The organism is Planctobacterium marinum (assembly GCF_036322805.1).
Classification (GTDB): domain Bacteria; phylum Pseudomonadota; class Gammaproteobacteria; order Enterobacterales; family Alteromonadaceae; genus Planctobacterium; species Planctobacterium marinum_A.
The window spans coordinates 513,127-536,667 of the sequence record NZ_AP027272.1; the positions used below are offsets into that span (position 1 = coordinate 513,127).

The 23,541-nt window shown below is 45.4% G+C and carries 23 protein-coding genes; 14 read left to right on the plus strand and 9 right to left on the minus strand.

Annotation, left to right across the window (positions count from 1 at the left end):
• The first annotated feature begins 86 nt into the window (after positions 1-86).
• From AABA75_RS02230 to AABA75_RS02240, 3 genes are all read left to right on the plus strand, one after another.
• Positions 87-3,536: a hybrid sensor histidine kinase/response regulator gene (locus AABA75_RS02230; protein WP_338290807.1), complete on the plus strand. Its 3,450-nt coding sequence runs from the start codon at positions 87-89 to the stop codon at positions 3,534-3,536.
• A 103-nt stretch (positions 3,537-3,639) separates the two neighbouring features.
• Positions 3,640-4,548, plus strand: coding sequence for a diguanylate cyclase (locus AABA75_RS02235; RefSeq protein ID WP_338290808.1), 909 nt, complete (start codon positions 3,640-3,642; stop codon positions 4,546-4,548).
• A 132-nt stretch (positions 4,549-4,680) separates the two neighbouring features.
• On the plus strand, positions 4,681-5,379 hold the full coding sequence (locus AABA75_RS02240) for a hypothetical protein (RefSeq protein WP_338290809.1): 699 nt from the start codon (positions 4,681-4,683) through the stop codon (positions 5,377-5,379).
• Positions 5,380-5,394: 15 nt separating this feature from the next.
• Here the strand turns inward: AABA75_RS02240 and AABA75_RS02245 are convergent, their stop codons facing one another.
• The 6 genes from AABA75_RS02245 to AABA75_RS02270 all read right to left on the minus strand — a co-directional run bounded on the left by AABA75_RS02245 (position 5,395) and on the right by AABA75_RS02270 (position 9,771).
• Complete coding sequence (locus AABA75_RS02245; protein WP_338290811.1) at positions 5,395-6,183, minus strand: alpha/beta hydrolase; 789 nt, start codon at positions 6,181-6,183, stop codon at positions 5,395-5,397.
• A 75-nt stretch (positions 6,184-6,258) separates the two neighbouring features.
• On the minus strand, positions 6,259-6,498 hold the full coding sequence (locus AABA75_RS02250; RefSeq protein WP_338290812.1) for a hypothetical protein: 240 nt from the start codon (positions 6,496-6,498) through the stop codon (positions 6,259-6,261).
• On the minus strand, positions 6,482-6,961 hold the full coding sequence (locus tag AABA75_RS02255) for an alpha/beta hydrolase (protein WP_425325594.1): 480 nt from the start codon (positions 6,959-6,961) through the stop codon (positions 6,482-6,484). The genes AABA75_RS02250 and AABA75_RS02255 overlap by 17 nt, the downstream gene beginning before the upstream one ends.
• Before the next feature lie 437 nt (positions 6,962-7,398).
• Positions 7,399-8,628, minus strand: coding sequence for a nucleoside recognition domain-containing protein (locus AABA75_RS02260; protein WP_338290815.1), 1,230 nt, complete (start codon positions 8,626-8,628; stop codon positions 7,399-7,401).
• A 33-nt stretch (positions 8,629-8,661) separates the two neighbouring features.
• Complete coding sequence (gene rraB, locus AABA75_RS02265) at positions 8,662-9,015, minus strand: ribonuclease E inhibitor RraB (protein ID WP_338290816.1); 354 nt, start codon at positions 9,013-9,015, stop codon at positions 8,662-8,664.
• A 33-nt stretch (positions 9,016-9,048) separates the two neighbouring features.
• Positions 9,049-9,771: a 1-acylglycerol-3-phosphate O-acyltransferase gene (locus tag AABA75_RS02270; RefSeq protein ID WP_338294783.1), complete on the minus strand. Its 723-nt coding sequence runs from the start codon at positions 9,769-9,771 to the stop codon at positions 9,049-9,051.
• Positions 9,772-9,994: 223 nt separating this feature from the next.
• On the opposite strand from AABA75_RS02270, the gene AABA75_RS02275 reads away from it, so the two are divergent.
• Both AABA75_RS02275 and AABA75_RS02280 read left to right on the plus strand, forming a co-directional pair.
• Positions 9,995-11,176 carry an HD domain-containing phosphohydrolase gene (locus AABA75_RS02275; protein ID WP_338290817.1) on the plus strand — a complete coding sequence of 394 codons (1,182 nt, stop codon included), beginning with the start codon at positions 9,995-9,997 and terminating at the stop codon, positions 11,174-11,176.
• Positions 11,177-11,339: 163 nt separating this feature from the next.
• Complete coding sequence (locus tag AABA75_RS02280; RefSeq protein ID WP_338290818.1) at positions 11,340-12,101, plus strand: hypothetical protein; 762 nt, start codon at positions 11,340-11,342, stop codon at positions 12,099-12,101.
• Between the two features lie 964 nt (positions 12,102-13,065).
• Here AABA75_RS02280 and AABA75_RS02285 read toward each other — a convergent pair.
• Positions 13,066-14,241, minus strand: coding sequence for a hypothetical protein (locus tag AABA75_RS02285; RefSeq protein WP_338290819.1), 1,176 nt, complete (start codon positions 14,239-14,241; stop codon positions 13,066-13,068).
• 157 nt (positions 14,242-14,398) lie between these two features.
• On the opposite strand from AABA75_RS02285, the gene lptM reads away from it, so the two are divergent.
• From lptM to AABA75_RS02315, 6 genes are read left to right on the plus strand one after another with little or no spacing between them, the layout of a single operon-like run.
• Positions 14,399-14,596 (plus strand): LPS translocon maturation chaperone LptM, encoded by a 198-nt coding sequence (gene lptM / locus AABA75_RS21395; RefSeq protein WP_425325558.1) that lies wholly within the window; start codon positions 14,399-14,401, stop codon positions 14,594-14,596.
• An 8-nt stretch (positions 14,597-14,604) separates the two neighbouring features.
• Positions 14,605-15,855 (plus strand): diaminopimelate decarboxylase, encoded by a 1,251-nt coding sequence (gene lysA / locus AABA75_RS02295; RefSeq protein WP_338290821.1) that lies wholly within the window; start codon positions 14,605-14,607, stop codon positions 15,853-15,855.
• Between the two features lie 33 nt (positions 15,856-15,888).
• Positions 15,889-16,719 (plus strand): diaminopimelate epimerase, encoded by an 831-nt coding sequence (dapF, locus tag AABA75_RS02300; RefSeq protein WP_338290823.1) that lies wholly within the window; start codon positions 15,889-15,891, stop codon positions 16,717-16,719.
• Complete coding sequence (locus AABA75_RS02305) at positions 16,716-17,396, plus strand: DUF484 family protein (protein WP_338290824.1); 681 nt, start codon at positions 16,716-16,718, stop codon at positions 17,394-17,396. The genes dapF and AABA75_RS02305 overlap by 4 nt, the downstream gene beginning before the upstream one ends.
• A gap of 3 nt (positions 17,397-17,399) precedes the next feature.
• Positions 17,400-18,308 carry a tyrosine recombinase XerC gene (gene xerC / locus AABA75_RS02310; protein ID WP_338290825.1) on the plus strand — a complete coding sequence of 303 codons (909 nt, stop codon included), beginning with the start codon at positions 17,400-17,402 and terminating at the stop codon, positions 18,306-18,308.
• A gap of 48 nt (positions 18,309-18,356) precedes the next feature.
• Complete coding sequence (locus AABA75_RS02315; RefSeq protein WP_338290826.1) at positions 18,357-19,073, plus strand: HAD-IA family hydrolase; 717 nt, start codon at positions 18,357-18,359, stop codon at positions 19,071-19,073.
• Between the two features lie 22 nt (positions 19,074-19,095).
• On the opposite strand, the gene AABA75_RS02320 is transcribed toward AABA75_RS02315, so the two are convergent.
• Positions 19,096-20,073 (minus strand): GGDEF domain-containing protein, encoded by a 978-nt coding sequence (locus AABA75_RS02320; RefSeq protein ID WP_338290828.1) that lies wholly within the window; start codon positions 20,071-20,073, stop codon positions 19,096-19,098.
• A complete protein-coding gene (locus AABA75_RS02325; RefSeq protein WP_338290830.1) occupies positions 20,051-20,596 on the minus strand; it encodes a methanogen output domain 1-containing protein in 546 nt (181 codons plus the stop codon). The genes AABA75_RS02320 and AABA75_RS02325 overlap by 23 nt, the downstream gene beginning before the upstream one ends.
• A gap of 247 nt (positions 20,597-20,843) precedes the next feature.
• Here AABA75_RS02325 and AABA75_RS02330 point away from each other — a divergent pair, with 247 nt between their 5' ends.
• The 3 genes from AABA75_RS02330 to AABA75_RS02340 all read left to right on the plus strand — a co-directional run bounded on the left by AABA75_RS02330 (position 20,844) and on the right by AABA75_RS02340 (position 23,539).
• Positions 20,844-21,146: a DUF6958 family protein gene (locus AABA75_RS02330; RefSeq protein ID WP_338290831.1), complete on the plus strand. Its 303-nt coding sequence runs from the start codon at positions 20,844-20,846 to the stop codon at positions 21,144-21,146.
• Positions 21,147-21,426: 280 nt separating this feature from the next.
• On the plus strand, positions 21,427-22,593 hold the full coding sequence (locus AABA75_RS02335; RefSeq protein ID WP_338290832.1) for an EAL domain-containing response regulator: 1,167 nt from the start codon (positions 21,427-21,429) through the stop codon (positions 22,591-22,593).
• Positions 22,583-23,539, plus strand: a complete 957-nt coding sequence (locus AABA75_RS02340) for an ABC transporter substrate-binding protein (RefSeq protein WP_338290833.1) — start codon at positions 22,583-22,585, stop codon at positions 23,537-23,539. Before AABA75_RS02335 ends, AABA75_RS02340 begins: the two co-directional genes overlap by 11 nt.
• The last annotated feature ends 2 nt before the right edge of the window (positions 23,540-23,541 follow it).

Genomic DNA, 23,541 nt, shown 5'->3' on the forward strand with positions numbered 1-23,541 from the left:
ATGGAGTGCTCTGACATTAAGCCGCAACACAATAACTCTATTGCTTTTTTAACGCATGAAAATATGCAGACTGCGAGACCCATTAAATGAATAGCCCTCTAGAAAACTTATTTCGTGTCGACTTTATGCCACACGGTCATTGTTACCTGTGGAAACCAGAAATACTGTGGCTGAATGTGTTGTCCGATGCCCTCATCGCGCTGTCTTATTTTTCCATCCCGGTGGCCCTGTACTATTTTGTCTGGAAACGAGAAGATCTGGAATTTAAAGGGATTTTTATTCTTTTTTCACTGTTTATTGCGCTTTGCGGTATCACCCATTTAATCGGGATAGTCACGGTTTGGAATGGTGCTTATGGCATTCATGGTATGGCAAAGTTCGCCACTGCCGTTGTGTCAGTAATGACTGCGATTCAGCTTTGCAGAATGTTACCGCAAGCCTTATTAATCCCTTCACCACGAGAGATTAAACGGGTTTTTGAAAAGGCGAATTTTGAAAAAGAGCAGCGGATCAAACTGGAATACCAGAGAAAACAAGATGAAATTTTAAGACAATCCACGGACGCTGCCCATATTGGGGTGTTGGTGGTCAATGATAGTGGCGATATTTTGATGGCTAATTTGGCCGTCTGCGAGATGTTTGGTTACCGCAAAGAGGACCTGGAAGGTAAGCCCGTCAGCCTGCTCGTTGGTGGTGTTGAGGCTGAGAAACACGATCAGTTACTGGCTTCCTTTTTTGCCTCTCCTGTTCTGCAGTATAAGATGGCACCAGAAAGGGAGGTGATGGGGGTCACTAAAAATGGTCAACAGTTGCCTGTCGAGATAGTGTTAAACGTGGGCGAAACCGGTGGTCAGAAGGTCGTTTATGCCTCGGTAATGGATATTTCAGAAAGGCGCAGAATTGAACTTGAAAGAGCCGAGAAAGCGCAGCAATTGCAGATGGAGAAAGAGAGTTTCAAGTCGCTGTTTGAAAACTTGCCTGATCCCTGTTTCGTGATTGATCCCAAATCCAGCAAGATTATCAAATGTAACCCTGCCTTTGAGAAGATGATGAACGCCAGCAGTGAGCAACTAATTGGACTCACCAAATACGACATTTCACCAGAATTTCAGGAACACGTGAACAAGAGTTCCAAGGACTATTACACGAAAATTACTGAACATTTAGTGCCGGGAGAAAGTGTACAGTTTGAGTGGAAGCACAACCGTATGGATGGCGAAACGTTTATTGCGTCTGTCAGCGTTTCTTATGTCGCTATAGAAGGTCAAGAGGTCTTTTTAAGTTGTTGGCGAGATATCACCGAACTCAAGCAAAAAGAACAAGAGTTGATCGAAGCCCGAAATCAGGCTGTTGAGGCAGAAAAAACCAAATCTGATTTTCTTGCCAATATGAGCCATGAAATTCGAACGCCCATGAATGCCATACTGGGGCTCACTCAATTGATTAGCGAAATGCCTTTGGAAAAAAAGGCTTCCGAGTACATGGAGAAGGTTCAAAACTCCTCGCACTCACTGCTAAATGTACTTAACGATATCCTCGATTTCTCTAAATTGGAAGCTGGCAAACTGAGCATTGTTAATGAACCTGTTGACCTGGAAAAAGTCCTCTCTGATGTTACCGGACTGTTCAGTCTTACCGCTGAGAACAAAGCCATTGAGCTGGTGATAGATTATCCTGTTGCTGAACCACGCTGGGTTTATGCAGATTCAATGCGTTTGACTCAGGTGTTAAATAACCTGGTGGGCAATGCCATTAAGTTTACTGACTCAGGTTATGTAAAAGTATCCCTGAATATTGAAAAAATGGAAAATGACCAGTTACAGGCGCGTTTTTGTGTTGAAGATACCGGGATTGGCATTGCACATGAGAAGCTTGATAGCCTGCTTTCTCCCTTTAACCAGGTAGATGCTTCCATTAATCGCCGTTTTGGCGGTACTGGTCTGGGTTTGGCTATTTCGAATCACTTATTGGGGTTGATGGGGAGTCATCTGGAAATCTCCAGTGAGTTGGGGCAGGGCAGTTGTTTTTGTTTCAGTTTATGCTTCAAAACCTGCTCTTCAGAATCCAGCAAAGAGCGTCAACTGGCGGGTAAAAGAACCCTGGTGGTGGACGATAATGAAGCCAGCAGACTGGCACTTCAGCGTATGTTGAGCTCCTGGGGTTTTCCGGTAGAGCTGGCTTCCTCGGGCGAAGAAGCCCTGCACCTTACTGCAACCGCTGAAAGTCAAAATCAGCCGTTCGAACTCTTTTTGATTGACTGGAAAATGCCAAAAATGGATGGGCTTGAGCTGATAAAGCAAATACAGAGTCGATTGAACAGCACTGAAAGTACGCAACCCACAATTTTGTTGGTGACAGCGTTTGGGCGAGATTTTGTACAACAATCCATCACTGAGCAACGGGTGGATGCAGTATTGGATAAACCCTTTCTGGCATCAACATTACACGATGCATTAGTGCAGATTCAATATCAAGACTCTAGCTTAATTGCAGGGAATGTTTCAAAACAAGCACTCGATGATGATTATCAGCCAACTTACGAGGGTGCCCACGTACTGGTGGTGGAGGATAACGAAACCAATCAATTGGTGGCGCGAGAGTTTTTGGCAAAGTTTGGTATTAAAGCCGTCGTGGTTTGTAATGGGTTAGAAGCCGTAGATTACGTAAAACAAAACCAAAAAGAGTTGGATTTGATCTTGATGGATTTACAGATGCCCAAAATGGATGGCTTTGAGGCGAGCAAACTGATTAAAGCCGACAGTCGCAGCACTCATATACCTATTGTTGCCATGTCGGCTGCGGTGCTAAAAAGCGATCGCGAAAAAGTGAAGGCGGCGGGTATTAACGGTCATATCGCAAAGCCAGTTGATATCCGTGAACTTGCCCAAGTGCTTGGTACTAACCTAAGTTCTAATGCTCAATCCCCATCACACACGCACCAGCAGGCAAAAGCTTTACAGTCTTTTGAGGGGAGCCTACCAACCGGTTTTGACTTTAACTCTGCACTTAAGCGTTTGGGTGGTGATATTAAGCTGCTGCACAAAATGGCCGAATCTACACTGGTGGTGCATAAAGATGCGACCGCTAAACTGACGGATTTGTTTGAATCCGAAGATAAACAATCGTTACGGAGTTACTGCCACACCCTTAAAAGCGTGTTAAGTGGGCTGGGGGCTCAAGACATAGCTGATGTGGCAGGCACCATAGAAATGTCCGATGAATTACTCAATAGCCGTGAATTTAGCCGGTTTGTCACTCAGTTAGATGAACACCTGTTAGCGCTGAGAAATTGGTTGGATCAGCAATCACCGCGTGTGCCTGAAGTAAAGTTTTCTGAGGAATTACTCGCGGAAGGAATCAAAAACTTAGCTGAAAAAATACAAGCCAGACGTATTATCAATGAGGATGAAATAGTTCACTTTTTAAAGCTGGTGAGCGCTCAGTGGAATGCTCAGCAGCAAGAAGAATTCAAGACGGCAATTATTCGCTTTGATTATGACCTGGCGATGCAGAAAATAAATGCATTAAATCTTTAAGCGTTGGCTGATAATTGTGCAACTATAGTCTAATAGATAATAGCGCCGTTTCGGCTAGAATGTGCAATGGTAAATCTTATGTATTGTGTAAACGTTATTCATTGTGTGTCGTGAAGAGATATTGATCATCGATGATGATCCAGTCCAGATAAGGATTCTTTGTAATATATTGGGAGACGATTTTGCCATTCGTTTTGCAACGAGTGGCAAAGAGGGCAAAGAACTCGCGTCGACTTTTCCAAGGCCAGACTTGATTCTATTAGATATCAACATGCCAGATATGAATGGTTTTCAATTGTGCAGGGAATTGAAGACCATCGAAGCCACCAAAAACATTCCTATTTTATTTGTTTCCGGCCGTATTGATGATGCCGATCAATTACTCGCATTTAACATCGGCGCTGCTGATTTTATTCCTAAGCCAATTTCGCCAAGTGTGTTAAAAGCTCGAGTCAAAACCCAGTTAGAGCTTGTCAGTAAAAACAAGGCTTTAGAAGAGCTAGCATTTACCGATGGCTTAACCCACATTGCCAATCGTCGCGGATTTGATAAAAGGCTGGCAGATGAGATTCGGCGGATGATGCGAGACGGGAAGGCATTGTCTCTGATGATCATCGATGTTGATAATTTTAAGTCCTTTAATGACCATTACGGGCATACGGTTGGGGATGATTGCCTTAAAAGTATTGCACAGGTGATGAAAAAAACGTTATCTCGTGCCACCGATTTTGTAGCGCGAATTGGTGGGGAAGAGTTTGCTATTATCTTGCCAGATTCCGATGTGGAACAAAGCTGTCTTGTGGCGCAAAACCTGCTTTCCAATCTGGCAGACAAAAACATTCCCCACTGTCAATCTGCCCAGAGTGACAGAGTTACACTCAGTATTGGTATTACCAACCAGGTACCTGCGAAAGATCTAAATTATGAACAATTTTTTAAGCAAGCAGACCAGGCACTTTATCAGGTTAAACGCAGCAGTAAAAACGGCTATGCCGTGTTTTCCGAAAGCTAACTCACTGTTACCCATCTACACGTATTTTGTGAAAACTCGATAACAAATTAATGCATTTAGAAAACAAACTCTTACGGTAACTTTGTGCAATGTCATTAGTATCTCGGTTAAACAAATTAACCGAGATTCATAATGCAACGTTATCTTTTTATTCCCGCAGCCGTATGGCTCTTAAGTGGCTGTGATGCCGACGATATTACTTTGGTGACAACACCACAGCCAGTGACCATAAATACCGACTTTAACGACGGAGAACAAGGCTGGTCGGCTGGTTTTTCCGATTATCCGGTGGCCGATGCTGATATTTATGAACTGGAGTCGGGCATTGCTGATTTACCCGATGACTCAGGACAACAAGGTTTTCGCCTGAAAGGCATGAACCGCAGCGACGATTTATTTATGTACCTCAAGGGAGAAGTGATTCGCCTGTCCCCAAATACTAATTACACGGTGCACGGCAGCATCACTTTTTTATCTAACGCCGGAGTAGATTGTATCGGAATTGGAGGCTCACCGGGTGAATCTGTTTATATGAAGTTGGGCGCCAGCGAAATTGAACCGGAACAGGTGGATTTTTATTTAAATATCGATAAAGGGCAGCAATCACAATCGGGTAATGATGCCATTGTGATTGGCAATGTCGCGGCACAGGATGCCAGCTGCGATGGTAATACCTTCGGCAGCAAAACCATTACGGTGGCACTTGAAGATGGTTTTGAAATTCAAAGCTCCACCGAAGGTACTTTTTGGTTGATGGTAGGCACAGATTCGGGCTATGAAGGCCTGACCGATTTATACTACACCGAAATTAATCTGACACTAACGCCGTAAGACACTCGTTAGAATTTAGCAAAAGAGCCATTTTACTGCCTGCGGAAATTCTTCAGCCCAGAAGGATTCCGAATGGCCGCGACCAGGGACGGTTTTGTTAAAGATGTTGTAGGTAGGGTGACCAGCAGCAACAATCTGGTTCACCATGATATGCATCTCATCCACCATGAGTTTGTCTTCTTCGCCGCCCATTAAAAAATACAGTCGGGTGTCTTTGGGCAAAGGATGCTGTTGGGTAAATTGAAACACGGGATTGGCGTACCAGAAGGAGGGTGACAGTATGCCCGCTTTACCAAATACATCCGGGTAACGATGTACGCCAAAGTGGGACATTAATCCCCCCATAGAACTGCCCATAATGCCGGTAAACTCGCGTCCTTGTAGTATACGGTAGTGCTGATTAATGTGAGGCATGAGTTGCTGCACGATAAAGTTCAGATAGAGCTCGCCTTCGGCTTTGCCATAGGTAGGATGATCCCAGGCGCTGAGCTCAGTAATGCGATGTTGTTTACCATTGTCGATACCCACCACAATAAGCTCCAGCTCGCCTTTGTGAGCCATCAGGTTCAGGCTTTTATCCACCCGCCATTCACCCGAATAAGAAGTGGCTTCATCAAACAGGTTTTGTCCGTCGTGCATGTAAAGCACCGGGTAATGTTTGTCGGTGGTGGCATAACCAGGAGGCAGATAAACACGCACAGTGCGATCCCGGTTTAATTCCGGAATAAAAAAATCTGGCTGCAGAATGTGTACCTGTTCTGAGGCGGTACTCCATTCTTGTTCATCATGGTTGTAGGAGTGCAATTGTTAAAACCTTTTGTTGCGCTTAAAAAGGCTTGTACCCCATCAAGCAGCAGTTGGCAAGGGTAGCTGTACAAATCAGGGTTGTTTGAACAGCCACTGTACCGCATGTTGAAAATGCGCAGCCCAAAATGCTTCATTGTGCTTCCCCTCAGGGATCACTTGTGCATGGAGATTGTCAGCCGGGTGGTTTGCTAGCTCCAGGCTACGCACCATTTTATTGAACGGCGCTACCATAATCTCGCCTTCTTCTTGTCCGGCAATTAAATAGAGCCTGTGCTGTGCGGGTAATGGATTTTGCTCAGTGAAGGGAAACACCTGGTCTGCATACCAATAAGAGGGGGGAGAATAATCCTGCTTTACTGAATATTTCAGGGTAAGTGTGAATGGCATAGTGACTGCTGAGTGCCCCCATGGAGCTACCCATAATGGCGGTATTGGTGGCATCAGGCAGAGTGCGATAACGGTCATCGATGTAGGGTTTGAGTACGTTGACGATAAAGTCGGTGTACTGCTCACCTTCTGCTTTACCATATTTTTCATGATCCCAGCTACTGAGTTCTTGAGTGCGGTGTTCGCCGCCATTGTCTATACCTACAACGATGAGCTGTAAGTCATGTTCTTGTGCGAGGGCATTGAGGCTTTCGTCAACGCGCCACTCTCCGGCGAAAGATGTTTTTTCATCGAACAGATTTTGCGCGTCGTGCATAAATACCCAAACTACCTCAAGATACTCGACTTCAGCGGGAGAATAAAAGGATTTAGGCAAGGCAAATTGGATAAGGCATGGTTGTTCTCACGTCGAGCCAATTTAACGCAGCATAAATTCTTTTAGGCCCCGCCCTTCGGGAGCTTCACAGCGCTTCCATTACTGTGTTGCACTTGTTTGAAAGGTAGCCGACATTCCTTCTCAAGTGCGCCTTGTACTGAAAGCGCTGTGATAGCTCTGAAGCAGGCATCTGGAGGTGGTTTGGGTATTAATGACCGGAAAATGCTGCTCCAGATTTTTGTAACCCGGTGGTAGGTAAACTCGAATGGTACGCTTGCGATCCAGTCCTGGAATGGTGAATTCCTGTTTTAAAACATGGAAGTTCCCGGCTAAAGGGTGGGCAGTTGAAAGTGCACTTATCACGCTGCTGAGCAGAAGAAGTATTCTAAACATCATTTTCCATTTTCTAAAAAAGAACCTTGCTATTAAAGGCTATCCAAAAAAGACGATTACCCAAAAAAGAACAGGGCCACCGTAACACCTACTACAATGGCGGTGAAATCTGCCACAAGCGCGCAAGGAATGGCGTGTCGGCTGTGTTTGATACCCACCGCGCCAAAGTACACCGCGAGTACATAAAAAGTCGTTTCGGTGGAGCCCTGAAAGATGCTGGAGAGGCGTCCGGCAAAGGAGTCTGCCCCATGCACCTGCATGGTTTCCACCATCATGGCCCGTGCGCCGCTACCGCTTAAGGGCTTCATCAAGGCTGTTGGCAGGGCATCCACAAACGCCGTAGAGCCGCCTGCTAAGGCGACCAGCCAGGCCACTCCATCCACCACCAGTTGGATTGCCCCACTGGCACGCAGCAAGCCTATGGCCACTAGCATGGCTAACAAATAGGGGATGAGATTAATAGCCTGCTGAAAACCCTCTTTAGCTCCTTCGATAAATAGCTCATACGTGGCCAGTTTTTGTCGCCAGGCGCTGAACAAAACTCCGATCACAAAACTAAAAATTAACAGGTTTGCCAGCAATGATGATTGAGTACCCACAAGCGCTGCAGGCAAACTGATAAAGTACACCAACAGGCCGCCGAGCAGGGCGAAAAACAGTGCGCCGTACAATAAAATTGTATGTTGTAGTAAGTTGATCTTTTGTACCATTGCCACGGCAATAAGCCCGGCTAAAGAAGAACAGCTTGTGGTAAGTAATATGGGTAAAAACACGTCTGTGGGTATCGCCGCGCCTTGTTGAGCCCGGTAGACAAAGACAAAGACCGGGAACAGGGTCACCGAAGAGGTGTTTAACACTAAAAACAAGATTTGCGCGTTGGTGGCCACGCTTTTGTTGGGATTCAGGGTTTGTAAATCCTGCATGGCTTTGATACCCAGCGGCGTCGCTGCATTGTCCAGACCCAAGGCATTGGCCGACAGGTTCATGGTTATAGAGCCGATGGCAGGGTGACCGGCGGGCACGTCTGGCATCAGGCGGCGAAATAAGGGGGTCAGTGCTTTTGACAGCTTTTCAATCCAGCCGTTGTGCTCGGCGATTTTAAAGATACCCAACCAGAGACACAATGCGCCTATCAAACCCAATGCCAGTTCAACGGTGAGTTTGGCCATATCAAACATGGCATTGACCAGTTCGGTAAAGATCTCCTGATTACCCAGCACCAGCCACTGATAAAAGCCGCACAGTGCGGCAATAAAAAAGAAGGTTAACCAGATAAGGTTAAGCATAATGTCGCAGATTAAAACGGAATTGCGAGGAGCTTATTCAACGAAGTAGGTGCCCCAACCGTCGTAAAATACTTTGTGTTTTTCGGCAATGCTCACCAGCTTGTCGGTATCGGCATTGATTAGCTCTAAATCCAGTTTGCGCTCGATAATGGCATCAAAGCTAAACAACTCGTCACCGTCATCCAGCACCAGCTCTTCAGCATCGGTCACATCAAAGCCTGCTTTGTAGGCATCAACGGCGGCTTTTTCCAGCAACTCAAAGTCTTTACTGGCAATGTGATGTTCTATGATGTGGGGCTTGTCGACAGCACTACCATCATTAGTAAGGGCCTCGACAATTTCTTCATTGAACTGATACCAGTCCTGCAAACTGTTTGAATGTGGCATAGAAGACTCTTTCTTATTTTGATGGTGAACAGTTTATCGCGCTTTTGGAAGCTGTGCGACTTCAGAATTCACTTGTTCAAAATCTTCTAACATTTTTTCTCTGAAAAGCACTGACCATTCTTTAATACCCTTGCTGTCATCCATTTTCATAGGCTCGCTTACATGGATAATAAGGGTGCCATTATCCCAGCGATTGAGCTTTATTTTATCGATCAGATTACTGGCACAAACTCGCACTATAGGCATATCTACTGCGTTGGCGATGCGAAATGCACCAGTTTTAAAGGGCAGTAAGCCGCGACCATAACTGCGAGTGCCTTCCGGGAAAAACCACACTGAAATCCCGCGCTTTTTAATTTTAGCGATGGTGGAACTGAGTGTATCTGCAGCTCGGCTGGCGTTTTTGCGGTCGATCAGTACATTGCCGGATAGCCAGTACAACCAGCCAAAAACCGGGATAAGCACCAGACTTTTTTTGCCTACCGATACCGTTCCTGGCGCAACGGCTTTGCAAATAGTCATTAGATCGTAGCTGTTTTGATGATTGGCGATAAACACGCAGGGTTCATCTGGTACATTTTCCATACCTTTGACTACGATTTTCAAGCCAAGTATGCGGGACATGCTGGAATAGAACTTACCGCATATGTGGACGTTGTTGCGATGCATAGGACGCAACAAGCACACTACAAATAAAATAGCATTAATGATTAAAAAACTAACGAACATCGCAATAATGCGCAGTATGGCTAACAATTTCAGTTCCAATTCATTCAAAAGGCCGCATAGTATAGCGGTTTTTTGGCAAAATCTTGTCTGATCAGCTAACAATTATTCCAGGCGGTAAACTGCTTGCGCTATGGTCATGCAAAGATTTCCGTTATAACCTATACTGATCCCAGCCTCCTGTGAACAGATTTACAGGAGTTGGATCGTATTAATGCATAGAGAAATAACAACGAGCAGGGCTGTCTGACTGATGCAAACCTTTACCCATGATGATTTGGATTCAGAAATTCTTGGTGATCTCCTGGAAGAGATCAATGAACTGTATGAGGCCAGTGAGCAAACCCTGATTGAGCTTGAGATCAAGCCCAAGGATAATGAATTACAGCGCGCGCTATTTCGCTCAATTCACACCATCAAGGGTGATCTGGGCATGGTAAACTTCTCGCCGCTGATCCCGCTATTACAGCACGTTGAAGATTTATTGGATTTTTTGCGCAACGGTCAAATCAATTACACCAGTACTATGAGCGACCTGGTGCTGTTGACCTTGGATAGAGTGAAAATTTTTGTGGAAAGTTGTATCAGCAGCGGCACCGCGCAGTACGACGACCAGTTGTTTAAACACCTGGTACAACACATCAGCCGTATAAAACCGGATAACGGTCCGCAGCACGAAAAGTTGCTGGCGGAATCAGTACTATTATTAGATCCCACTTTGGATGCGAAACCGGAAAACGATCCGCCCGCGGAGATTGCCAATACGGTAAATGAAGTGGTGGATGAAGAGGACGATTCTGCGGTTAATAAAGAGTCCAACCCGCTGGATTCAGATAATGCCGTGGCCCATCTCAGTAAAGAGCGCCAAACCGATATCGTATTCTTCAGAGCCTTGATGGAGCCTATCGAAGCCCGTTCCATGTACTGGGCAGGACGTGGCGACCGCATCGCCAAGCTGGCTCTGTTAATGAACAAGATGGAAGGCAACCCCATTGATGCTGACCAGCTACTGGTAGCCTGTTATGTTCACGATTTCGGCATGGCCTTTATGCCGCTTAATATTTTGCACAAACGCGACCGCCTGGAAATTGCCGAGTTTAATTTATTGCGCTCCCACGTATACAAAAGCTCCAGATTGTTAGAGCACCTGGACCAATGGAACGAAGCGCGCAAGATAGTGATGCAGCACCATGAGCGCTGTGACGGCTCCGGTTATCCATTAGGGTTAATGGAAAAAGATATCTGCGAAGGTGCAAAGCTACTGGCTATTCTGGATACTTTCGATGCCTTAACTCATCAGCGCGCCCATGATACTCATCGCAAACGTCCGAAAAAACGCGCCGTTATCGAAATGAACAACATGCCCGACGGCCAATACAGCGAACGCTGGATGGCGGTGTTCAACAAAGCCATGGCCAGTTTATTGATGAAGTAAGTTCGATGGCAATAAATGCCGAATATTCAAGAGGTCGCCGCGCGGCCTCTTTGTGTTTTACAAGTCAGAGCACCATCAGGTCTTTTCATATCAATAAGTTCATTGACTAGCTCTCATTCTGACGGATGGGTTCATTTAATTTTAAGAGTCAATGCAGGGAGCAATGAATTCAAAAGTTAATATCTCAATAGTTATCTGTGGACTAGCTCTTTTCTCAGGAATTTCCTACCTTTGGGGTTTTTGGGTCCATTTTGATCTTAATATACTTTCTTACGTGGCCTTAACTGAGATTGTAAAAGCTTCTGTGTATCCTGCACTGCCAGCAATAGGTATTCTTGCAGCTTATTCAGCGATGGATGGCGCAAATTCAATGTCAAAGAAGCAACATGATGAGTATATTGAGGCGGGGGGGCTTTATAAGGGGTTTACATATTTTCTAAAGTTCTATTGTGTATCGTTGATTTTTTTAGGACTTGGACATTCAGCGTACATGGCAATTATGGAAACGGGGTATTTTCGCCTTATAGGGCTTTATCCATTGATCTCGCTAGTCTTGTTTTTATATATCATTTTCAGCAATAAATACTTGTTAAACCTCCCTGTTAATCTGAGAGTTTTCATTGTTTCTTTAGTGTGCTTTTTGCCTACTGCATCCTTTAGCAAAGGATATTCAAATGGCGAGATAGCATTGGACCATGATGCTTCTGGCCACTATGTTGTTAGCAATGGTTTCTGTTCCTCCTCAAAAGATGAAAGGTTCAGATATATCGGAGTAATTGGGAGTAAGCTGTTTACCCTCTCATCTAAGGATAACAGTATCTGTATTACAAAATCTGAAGATTTCAGGTTGATCAGTTATAACAAGAAAAGTTTTAACAAGTCACTGGAAGGGAAAGCAGCGAAAAAAACAGTGCCTAGTAGCTGAATGCAACAATTTGCAAATCGAATGACCACATTACTCATGTAGTAATCACTCAACCCAAAAATCAGAACGGCCGGAATTTCGATATGGCTGGATATTAAATTCTTAATATAACCCTGTGAAATCATGTTCGAAGTCCATAGGTTTAATGCCCATGCGCGAGATAAGCCGAAAGAGCAGTTCAAAACCTGAAGATGGGTAACAGGGATGTTGCCCAAGTCAATGATGTAGGTTCGACTTCAGTTGGACAATAGTGATGGTATCAACATTTAATGATTTGACAGGATTGCTTGTCGAGCTGAAGCTCAACCTACACATGTAATGTTGTCTCGCACCTCGGGAAAAACCGGTTTTAGGGGAGTAACAAACAGACTAAGCTGAAAGCGGTGCTCTAATTGGACGGCTGTGTCGACATAAATGCTCACGGATCTCCACTACTTATTGAAACTTTGCCAGTCTGCTGTCCCATAAAATTATATTTATACTAATAAATTCATAGGGTTATCAAGTTAAAGTGTTACACCAATAAGTTAATATACTTAGGATAAGTTTGCTAACGAAGTCTAATAATGTCGTTTCGCATGGAATTGAATAAACCACCCCATTTCCCCTCATGAAGCGCCATTGAAAAACGTTAAGCAAGTTTCCGGTGATTTTCAGGGATGAAAATCAAGTCACGCATAAGCATGGACGCGCATCGTGACGACGGAAACTTGTAGTTTTTTAATGGGCTAAGCGTAATGCGGGTAGCTTTTTTCTTTCGCATACGGTTTCTTTTTGGCAAAAAGAAATGGTATGTGGACCAAAGGGATTTGGTTCAGAAAAGCCATGGATGGCGTCTATCAGGGTACATTGAAGTTAAAAAAGATATGGGGATTCTTGAGGTTGAAGCTCAACCTACACATGCAATATTGTCCAACGTGCAATATAAAAAAGGATTTAGGGGAACGAGTTACCCCAAAAAAATTTATACCGCTAAATCAATCTGCTGCAAACTTCCGGCGGTGCCATTTTCATTAAGGAAAAAGCCGCTGCTGCGCACTTTGGCTTTGAGCTGGTTGTCGTTGTCTCTGATGTCGAATGGGGTTTGTTCACTGCCCAGATACATGGCGCCGATACCAATATCTTGAATGCGGGACAGTTGGTCGAGTCCGGAAGCGTCTTTTTGATAATAAAGCAGTTGTGAAAAGACGCTGTCACCGGCATCAATAAAGCCGTTTTGGTCTTCGTCGTATTGCGCTAATTCGACAAAGCCGTTACCGGTTTTGGCACCGAATAGCTCGCTGCCGTCATCGATAATGCCATTGTTGTTGCGATCCAGCGCAAGAAATCCCGAATTCCCCGTAGCGAAATAAAGTTGCTCAGCTTCACCGTCCTGGTTGAGATCAAACTTGTATGTTTGGGCTGATAATTCTGCTCCGGCCCCTTTGAGATTCAAAACCAAAGGGTCGGTGAGTTCCACTTCTCCTAAGCGCATCTCTAAACTGTTCTCAATGTAAAAGTTGCGCTCGTTGTATTGTGCTAGATCGAGTTGAATGGTTTCGCCTGACTCCAGGGTTATTTGGCCAGAGGCAACAAAAAGTGATGATTCCTGCTCCTGATAACTTTCCCGGTACTGGTAAATCAACTCTGCCGTAGTAGTGGCATTAGCACTGGCATTGGCGGGAGGGTCTGTTTGCTCACTACTGGTCGCTTTTGTTTCGTTTGCCTGATTTTCGGACTTGTCTTTTTGCAGGTGACTTAGATGAATTTCACGGCCGGTAAAGCTTTCAACAATGGACTTTAACTGCCAGGTTTTGGCATCCAGGGTGTTTTCCAACTCATCACTGTCTTCCGATTCTGTAAGGAAGCGTTGCAACCCTTGTGGTGTTTGTGAGGGTTGTTCCAGTTGCGCCGCCAGGGCACGGCCACGTCTGGAAATCTCTGCTGATCCAGAATCGCCTGTGCTGTTTCGGGAAGCGGACAGGGTTTGTTCATGCTGTTGTATGGCGGTAGCAGAGGACATGAGCAAGGTTCTGCTTGTCCCTGCTTCACCTTCAGCGCTTTTCCGCTGTGCCAGTAATGACTCATGCCGGGTATAACTGGCCTGCTTTTCATGATGGTGCGCAAATTGAATTTGCGCGCTTTGCACCTGCATTTTCACACCCTCCTCTCCTTCTTTGATTATCGGCTGAGGGTGATGGCTTTTTATACTGTCACTGGAATATTTTTAATTATGGGTTTTCTTTATAAGGTTTTAATTGGCAATCGTCGGTGGCAATGCGAATATGTGACAAAAATACCATTATTAAGAACCATACATGTGCAAGTTCTCTTTCATTTTCCTGTTGCTTCTATCTATTACGGCTTGTGGACAACGCGGTCCATTGTATTTGCCCCAAGATGCTGCGCAGCCACAAACTAATGACGCTTCAAGTGAAACCTCAGCCGGTGAATCGGATGGTAATGAAGCGAACCCACCACAGACAAATCCACAAAATGAAGACCAGGAGCAATAGTTTCGACTATGGACTTTTTTCAATATCAAAATGAGCAGCTACATGCCGAGCAGGTTGCTGTGGCAGATATCGCAAGTGAATTCGGTACGCCTTGTTATGTGTATTCACGGGCTACCATTGAGCGTCACTGGCAAGCGTTTGATAAAGCGGCGGGCCAACAGCCCCATTTGATTTGTTATGCGGTTAAGGCGAATTCTAATCTCGGTGTATTGTCTGTGATGGCAAAGCTGGGGTCCGGATTTGATATCGTCTCCGGCGGTGAATTATTGCGGGTTATCGCCGCTGGTGGCGACCCGAAAAAAGTGGTGTTTTCCGGCGTAGGTAAAACCGAGCAAGAAATCCAACTGGCGCTACAACACAATATTTATTGTTTCAACGTAGAATCGCCGGCGGAGCTGCAGCGCATTAATAAAGTCGCAGCGCAAATGGATGTGAAAGCCCCCATTTCTATCCGGGTGAATCCCGATGTTGATGCCAAAACCCATCCGTATATTTCTACGGGTTTAAAAGCTAACAAATTTGGTATTGAGCGCGAGCAAGCCATTGCGATTTATCAGCAAGCAGCGGCCATGAGCCACCTGCAAGTAAAAGGTATTGATTGCCACATTGGTTCACAGTTAACGGATCTGGCCCCATTTGTTGATGCCCTGGACAGATTACTGGCCTTGATTGATGAGTTAAAAGAAAACGGTATAGAGGTTTCTCACCTGGATGTGGGAGGCGGTTTAGGCGTGCCATATCAAAACGAAACACCTCCGCATCCAAATGAATATGCCGCCGCACTGGCAGAGCGTTTAAAAGGGCGAGAAGAGCTAACCTTAGTGTTTGAACCGGGGCGCGCCATCATGGCCAATGCCGGCATTTTGGTTACCCAAGTGGAATTTTTAAAATCCGGTGCCGAGAAAAACTTCGCCATTGTCGATGCCGCCATGAATGATCTCATTCGTCCCGCGCTTTATTCGGCCTGGATGAATATCATCCAGGTAAATGCGGCGCTGGAACGCAACAAAGCGATTTACGATGTGGTTGGACCGATATGTGAAACCGGCGACTTTCTCGGTAAAGAGCGAGAATTAGCCATCGCGGCAGGTGATTTATTAGCGGTGCGCAGCGCTGGTGCTTACGGATTTGTTATGGCCTCCAATTACAATACCCGAGCCAGGCCACCGGAGATAATGGTGGACGGTGAGCAAGTGTATTTAGTGCGAGAACGGGAAACTTTGCAAGAATTGTGGAAACTCGAGCGCAAACTCCCGTAATATAGACCTAATAGAAGTTTTTGAATTGAATCAATGTTAGTGCAGTTTTCTAAAATGCACGGTCTGGGTAATGATTTCATGGTAATTGATAATCTTACCCAGAACGTCTTCTTCTCAAAAGAGAAGATCGCTCAACTGGCGGATCGTAATTTTGGTATCGGTTTTGACCAAATGTTGCTGGTGGAGCCCCCCTATGATCCGGATCAGGATTTCCATTATCGCATCTTCAATGCCGACGGCTCTGAGGTAACACAATGTGGTAATGGCGCTCGCTGTTTTGCCCGCTTCGTTAAAATGAAAGGCTTAATCAATCGCAATAAGATATCCGTGAGCACCAAAAATGGTCGTATGGTACTTTATCTGGAAAACGACGGCATGGTAACGGTGAATATGGGGCGACCCAATTTTGAGCCTTCTGCGGTGCCCATCAAGGCGAATAAACAGGAAAATATCTATTTGATCCGTGCCGAGGAGCACACCGTGATGGCGGGAGCGGTTTCCATGGGTAACCCTCATTGTGTGATGGAAGTTGATAATATCGACACCGCGCCGGTGCAATCGCTAGGGCCGATACTTGAAACCCATGAACGCTTTCCCGAAGGCGTAAACGTGGGCTTTATGCAGATTATGAATCGCAAACACATTCGCTTGCGGGTGTTCGAACGTGGTGTTGGGGAAACCCTGGCCTGCGGAAGTGGCGCTTGTGCCGCTGCGGTTATCGGACAATTGCAAGGCAAGTTGGATGAGAATGTCAGGGTAGACTTACCGGGTGGTTCCCTTAAAATACGATGGCAGGGCAACGACACAATGATAAAAATGACAGGTGCCGCAGAACACGTTTTTGACGGCAGTATTGAAATATGACCGACACACCGAATAACACCGCCGAAATAAACACGCCGTCAGCTGACTGGTTAACCCCGGAGCTAGTTAAAGATTACCTTTTAGCCAATCCTGAATTTTTTCAACGCTATCCGCTATTGGCTGAAGAGCTGAGAATACCTCATCAAAAGAAAGGCTCAGTGTCTTTGGTGGAGTTACAGGCCGAGCAATTGCGGGAGAAAGTGGCGGAACTGCAGAAGAAACTGACCGATCTGATGACCGTTGCCCGTCAGAATGAAGCTATCTATCGTATCTATGCTGATCTTAACTTGCGTTTGTTTCACTGCAAACAGTTGTCGGATATTCGCGAGGCGCTGCAAGAGACGGTCTGCCAGCAGTTAAAGTTAAAGGATGTGGTGTTGCACCTCATCGGTGATGACAGCGCAATCGCAGAAAAAGACCGGCAAGTGATTCTGGACAAGCGCCTTAAACAATCGGATTTCTTTTTTGGTCGTTTGACGCAAGAAGAAAATCGTATGCTGTTTAGTGATAGTCAGCCGCAGTCTGTGGTTATTATGCGCCTTCGTCATGAAGATGAACTGGGCCTGTTGGTGATTGGCAGTGACAATGACGGACACTTTAATCCGCAAATGGACACTTTGTTGATCACCCAATTACAGCAGTTTTTGAGCCTCATTATACCGACATTGCAGGAATAAGTTGTGTCGGTTGCCGAGTCTTTGTTGAGCCCCATCACAGACTTTCTGGAATATCTCAAATACGAGCGCAATCTCTCCGCTAAAACCATCGAAAATTACCAGCGGCAATTATTGGTGATTGCCGAGGGACTTACCATCGACCAGTGGCATTTACTCACTGTGGCCCATGTGAAGCGCGTTTTAGCGCAAGGGCGTCGACAAGACTTATCGGCAAAAAGCATTGCCCTGCGGTTATCAGCGCTTCGCAGTTTTTGTCGTTATCTGGTGACCCAAGGCGTGCTGACTCAAAATCCCGCCAAAGCCGTGAGCGCGCCCAAACAGGGGCGACCTTTACCGAAACAACTCAATGTTGATGAAATGTCGCAACTACTGAATATCGATGAAGAGTCGCTATTGGCCACCAGAGACAAAGCCATGATGGAGCTCACTTATGGTTGTGGCTTGCGTCTGGCAGAGTTAACCGACCTTGATTTGGCGCACATCGAACAAAGTATGCAACAGCTGCGAGTACGCGGTAAAGGCAGCAAGGAGCGCTTGTTACCCATGGGGAGGGTGGCGAGAAGTGCTTTGAAGGCCTGGTTGAAAGTACGCGGGCAATTAGTCGGGCCGGATGAGCAGGCTGTGTTTGTTAGTATGCAGCACAAGCGTATTTCTTCGCGCCAAATCGCAAAACGCATGAAGCTATGGGCGCAAAAACAAAGCCTTGATCAACAGGTTCATCCCCATAAATTACGCCACTCTTTTGCGACCCATATGCTGGAATCCAGTGGTGACTTGCGTGCCGTGCAGGAGCTGTTGGGCCATGCTAATTTATCCACCACCCAGGTGTATACTCATCTTGATTTTCAGCATCTGGCAAAAATCTATGATACCGCTCATCCACGGGCGCGGAAAAAGAACACGGGTAATTAATACAACTAATAACCAAGCCAATAATCAGGCAAACAACTAAGGACATCCATGCAATTTTTTCGACGATTAGCGCCGGTCAAGGCCTTCAGTTTTGATTTGGACGATACTTTTTACGACAACCACCCTTACATTGTCGAGGCGGAAAAACAACTGTTTGCTTTTATGACGACCCAATGGCCGCAAGTCGCTGAGCTTGGCCGTCCTGCATGGCGTCGCTTTCGCGCCCGATCAATCGTTGAAAATCCGCTTTATGCCCACGACATGATTGCCTTACGCAAAAGCGTTTTAGACAAAATGTTTAGCGCTATTGGGTTACAGGGAGAGGACCTCAGAGATGCGGCGCAACAAAGTTACGATGTGTTTTATTTTCATCGCAGTAATTTTGTCGTAAACCCGGAATATGTAGCCTTATTGCAGGAACTTGCTGCTAAATATCCGGTAATCGCTATTACCAATGGTAATGTCGACATTGCGCGGGTAGGGCTCAAGGACTGTTTTCACCATGTCTTTCACGCCAGTACTGTGCTGCGCAGTAAACCCTATAGAGACATGTTTGATGCTGCCAGCAAGGCCTGCGGTGTTGCTCCTCGCAACATTTTGCATGTGGGGGATAATCTGGAAAAAGATGTTGGCGGAGCTATTAAGGCAGGTTTTCAAGCGGCATGGTATGCTGAAAATCGCCCAATGAATCTCAACCATGAGGCGACCCAACAATTACCTCATGTGGCACTTGGCGCGCTTGCGGAGTTAAAGCAGCTTGTTTAGCCGCAGCGTTCAAGCGCGATGTTTAAAACTCCAGGTCGGGATTGTCATCGTTTAGTAGTACGTTGTTTTTACCTGATTTTTTTGCCTCGTACATAGCTTTATCAGCGGCGTCTATGATGTCTCCTAAATCATCGCCGATAGTAAACTCGCTAACACCGATGGAGACCGTAACGCTTATTTGTTGCTCTCCCACACTAAAAACATGTTGCTCAATGGCCCGGCGTAGACGCTGCATTGTATCCATGGCCACAACCTTATCGCTTTCCAACAACGCAATAACAAACTCTTCACCACCCCAACGACAACAAATGTCTTCCTCACGACAATGGCTTTTAAGTAGCTTGGCAATGCCTCTGAGCACTTCATCACCGGCACGATGCCCGAAGTTATCGTTTACCTGCTTGAAGTCGTCAATATCGATAATCGCGATACTATGAACTTGACTACGGTTGTTAAATAAAGAGTTGTTGTCTGAAAATTCATTGCTGATGGCTCGACGATTTAGCAAACCCGTTAGCGGATCCGTCATCGATAGCGCAATGCGTTTTTGCAATTCGGCCTGCACTTGTTCCACCTGGTCCTTCAAGCGGCGGAATTTACTTTCCAGAATGCCATTACTGTTGGTGAGCCTGATTAACAAATGAGTGGGGTAGGCGCTTTCCTCTGTTCTCACAGAAGAGAGCGTAATGCTTATAACCTTGGGTTCTGAATGGTCATCCGATACAACTTCAAAGCGCGCCGGGATGATGGCTGTGGTGCGCAGCGTACCTTTGGCGACACGGGAAAACTTCAGCGGTTCGAGCCCCAACACTTCAGGCAGGTTAACATTAATATCATGATCATGAATACTGTCCTGAATCAGGCTTTTTCCAAGATTGTTCAGATGCAGAATATTGCCGTTTTTATCACACAAAAAAGCCGGCTCATTAAAACCGTTTAACAGGCTTTGTATGGAAAACCTCGGCAGGCTTAACTGTTCAGGATTGGCTAAAATACTCACGATACTCCTCACTTTCTGTGAATTCGTCAGACATTTTTAATTCTATTACCACACGGCATCTGCCATGCCCCTGTGAGATTGTTTCCGGTAACTTAATTGCGGCATAGCCGTTGCTGTTAGAAACGATATAACCGAATACATTAGAAGTCATCATGCACAAGGATGGGCGTTGTAACACCTCTTCACCGAATGGGCAGCGCTTATTGGTGAGCACCATCCTGTTGCTGTTGACCGATTCAATACTGAATTCGCCACCGATGCGTCGCTTCAAATCCACCAGGATGTCAGCAACAGTTTCTTTCTCAAAGTGTCGCCTGTTCAGGGATTTTTCGTAGGCCAGCTCAATTCTTCTACCTAACTCTTGCCCCAGAACAGCAATGAAGCCTGATGCCTCATCCATACCCACTCTATCTTCTAACGTGCCAGCGACGGTTCGGATCATCTTTCGGAAAAAGATATCGCTATCCAGAGCCACATCGAGGTTTTTCACATCGATACGCTCTCCAGCGTGTATGTCTGGCATGATGACTCCGTTTCACTTGGATCTGACAGCTTACCGATTGTCGGCAGGACAATGGTTAGAATTTAATTATTAGTTAGATTTTAGTCTAATATTTGCACTGGCGTAAGCTTTTTTGTGGTTCGCGCTAGCGGGATGTAGACATGTTTAGTATGAAATTGGCGATCCCTGTATAAATTGATATACCCGAGTCAAATTCTGATTAAAGGTGCAAGAGTTGCGGGTTTAACAATAGTGATAGGGGGACACGATGAAGAAAATGCTTTGCCATACACCTACACCGGGTAAAGCGCCCACTAAAATTGATCTCGATAAATACCGACAAGTCGCTGAAGCAATTTTAAATGTGTTGCCGGATGAAGGTGACGGATTAGCGTTTACAGACTTACCTGACCTGGTGGCGGATTATCTTGGAGAGTCAAAAATGCAGGCAATTGGCTCGCGTACCTGGTATACCACTACAGTAAAATTGCATCTGGAAACGGAAGGGAAAATTAGGCGTGTTGCAGGTAAAGGCTCTCAAAGGTTGCTCAAATTGGTGAATGCCAACTAGTAAGTGATGAGGATAACGCTGTTTTGATGCACATAGCCAGTAATGTGAGATTCAGTGAATATTTCTCTATTGTTTCGATATCTTGGAGCTCAGTCTTGATATTTCGATGAATATTAGTGCCTTTTCCTTGCATATCGATACTTTTCTTTTCCATGTTGTAAGAAATCAGATATTCCCATTAAACCTTTGTCTAATTCCTTTTGAGAAACAAGCCGCTAAACTCAAGCAATGGTTGGTGGGTTTTTGTTCAATGGCAATCTAGATTGGGAATTTTTGTCAGGTGAAGTTAGACGTATACATTCTGGACGATGATGTGCAGTTTACTGGCATGTTGCAACGAATTGCCGAGAGCTTTGACTACAAGGTCAGAGCTTTTAATCGCGCCCAAGCGTTTTTGGTACATTCCCCCCAAAGCGGTGTTTTGATTCTGGATCTTAAAATGCCTGATTGTGATGGCATAGAAGTGATCCGCACGTTGGCAGAGCGGAAATCAAAATTGCAACTAATATTGATGAGCGGCTATGACGATGGCGTGCTTAATTCTGCTAAAACCCTCGCCGCAGCACTGGGTCTTGAAGTGTTAGCATCTTTCACTAAGCCCATAGATGTGCACAAACTAAAACGGGTATTGGATGACTCAAGTGCTCAAGTGAAATCCAATCATAATCACCCTGGAAATGAAATATTAATTACTCAAGAAACCCTGAAAACGGCGCTGTGCGAGGGGCAGTTATATTTAGAATACCAGCCTCAGATGAGTCTCAAGAAACAACAAATAGTAAGTTTTGAAGCGCTGGTGCGTTGGCAGCATCCGGAGTACGGTACTGTATATCCTGACGTTTTTATTCCGGTGGCTGAAGAATCTGGTTTGATAAGTGATTTAACAAAAAATGTAATTAGCATGGCGTTCCAGCAACTAGCACAGTGGCAAGAACAAAAACAATATTGGCACGTGGCGATTAATATTTCTGCCAAAGATTTGTTAAGCATGGATTTGCCCGGATATTTGGCTGAATGCGAAGCACAGTATCAGGTGCCGGCTCAAAAAGTAATGTTGGAACTCACTGAGACTGCGGCGACGGGTAGCCTGGCCGAATCTTTGGAGATTTTGAATCGCTTGCGTTTACGGGGTTACAGGTTGTCGGTTGACGACTTTGGAACTGGCTATTCTTCCCTTTCTAAGTTACACGACGCTCCTTTTAATGAATTAAAGATCGACAGGCGCTTCGTTTCGTCATTACTACATGATGAAAAAGCCATGGCGATTGTTAAAACCTGTGCAGCTTTAGCCAAAATGCTCGGCTTACAGGTAGTGGCAGAGGGAGCTGAGGATCTCGCCACGGTAAAAGCGCTTGAAGAAATGCACTGTGACCTTGTGCAGGGCTACTACATAGGCAAACCGATGAACATTGAGCAAATCAAAGAATGTTATCGCGATGCCTCGTAATATCTTGGAGAGACTTACTGTTCTATTGCTGCTTTTTTTGGTGTTGGCTTGCGTCCCGAAAAATGAAAAAACCTTGCAAGTGGGCAGCAACCCTTGGATCGGTTATGAGCCCTTATATGTAGCGCAGGATCTGGGCTTTTATCAGGAGGCCAATGTTAAAATTGCAGAATTGTCCTCTGCCAGTCAGGTCGCTAAGGCCTTTGAACAAGGTATCATTGATGTGGCGGCATTAACCCTCGATGAGGCAATTCGTTTAACCTTTCGTGATGACAATTACGAGATCCTCTGGGTAATGGACTATTCTAATGGCGGCGATGCCATCATTGCGCGGCAATCTTATTCTTCAATTGAAGCACTTAAAGGTCAGAAAGTGGGGCTTGAGGAAGGTGCAGTGAGCAAATATCTGCTAACCCGTGCGGCACAATTGCATCAAATGAGCATTGATGATTTTGAAATCGTGCCAGTGCATTTAAATCAGCAGCAACGGGAGTTCACCCAAGGGAATCTTGATGCGCTTGTCACTTTCGATCCCATCAAAACCCACTTGCTGGAACTAGGCGCTAATCAGCTGTTTTCCAGCCAGATGATACCCGGAGAGATAGTCGATGTCTTAGTAGTTAAAAAGTCGACATACGCAGAACATGAGGCACAGTACAGAGCAATATTAACTGGATATTTGAGTGCGGTACAATTAATCGAAGCGAGAGATCAACGTGCTGTTGAGTTATTGGTAAAACGCACTGGTGTGACTCAAGCGGAAATGCTGTCTATGCTTGAGAATATTCATATCCCGGATATTGAGGAAGTCAGAACCATGCTTTATAGCGATAAACCATCATTAAAAGCACAAATCCAGCAGCTCAGTGAGTATTTAACTGAGCAAGGCGAAATTACTAGCCCAGTTGCATCCAATAGTTTAATGCCTTCTTTTGATATACCGCTGTAACC

What these genes read in the sequence shown, in the direction of transcription:
- AABA75_RS02230 (WP_338290807.1), top strand. Translation starts at nt 87, where the DNA reads ATGAATAGCCCTCTAGAAAACTTATTTCGTGTCGACTTTATGCCACAC.
- AABA75_RS02240 (WP_338290809.1), top strand. Translation starts at nt 4,681, where the DNA reads ATGCAACGTTATCTTTTTATTCCCGCAGCCGTATGGCTCTTAAGTGGC.
- AABA75_RS02260 (WP_338290815.1), bottom strand. Translation starts at nt 8,628, where the DNA reads ATGCTTAACCTTATCTGGTTAACCTTCTTTTTTATTGCCGCACTGTGC.
- rraB (WP_338290816.1), bottom strand. Translation starts at nt 9,015, where the DNA reads ATGCCACATTCAAACAGTTTGCAGGACTGGTATCAGTTCAATGAAGAA.
- AABA75_RS02275 (WP_338290817.1), top strand. Translation starts at nt 9,995, where the DNA reads ATGCAAACCTTTACCCATGATGATTTGGATTCAGAAATTCTTGGTGAT.
- AABA75_RS02280 (WP_338290818.1), top strand. Translation starts at nt 11,340, where the DNA reads ATGAATTCAAAAGTTAATATCTCAATAGTTATCTGTGGACTAGCTCTT.
- lptM (WP_425325558.1), top strand. Translation starts at nt 14,399, where the DNA reads ATGTGCAAGTTCTCTTTCATTTTCCTGTTGCTTCTATCTATTACGGCT.
- lysA (WP_338290821.1), top strand. Translation starts at nt 14,605, where the DNA reads ATGGACTTTTTTCAATATCAAAATGAGCAGCTACATGCCGAGCAGGTT.
- dapF (WP_338290823.1), top strand. Translation starts at nt 15,889, where the DNA reads ATGTTAGTGCAGTTTTCTAAAATGCACGGTCTGGGTAATGATTTCATG.
- AABA75_RS02305 (WP_338290824.1), top strand. Translation starts at nt 16,716, where the DNA reads ATGACCGACACACCGAATAACACCGCCGAAATAAACACGCCGTCAGCT.
- AABA75_RS02315 (WP_338290826.1), top strand. Translation starts at nt 18,357, where the DNA reads ATGCAATTTTTTCGACGATTAGCGCCGGTCAAGGCCTTCAGTTTTGAT.
- AABA75_RS02325 (WP_338290830.1), bottom strand. Translation starts at nt 20,596, where the DNA reads ATGCCAGACATACACGCTGGAGAGCGTATCGATGTGAAAAACCTCGAT.
- AABA75_RS02330 (WP_338290831.1), top strand. Translation starts at nt 20,844, where the DNA reads ATGAAGAAAATGCTTTGCCATACACCTACACCGGGTAAAGCGCCCACT.
- AABA75_RS02340 (WP_338290833.1), top strand. Translation starts at nt 22,583, where the DNA reads ATGCCTCGTAATATCTTGGAGAGACTTACTGTTCTATTGCTGCTTTTT.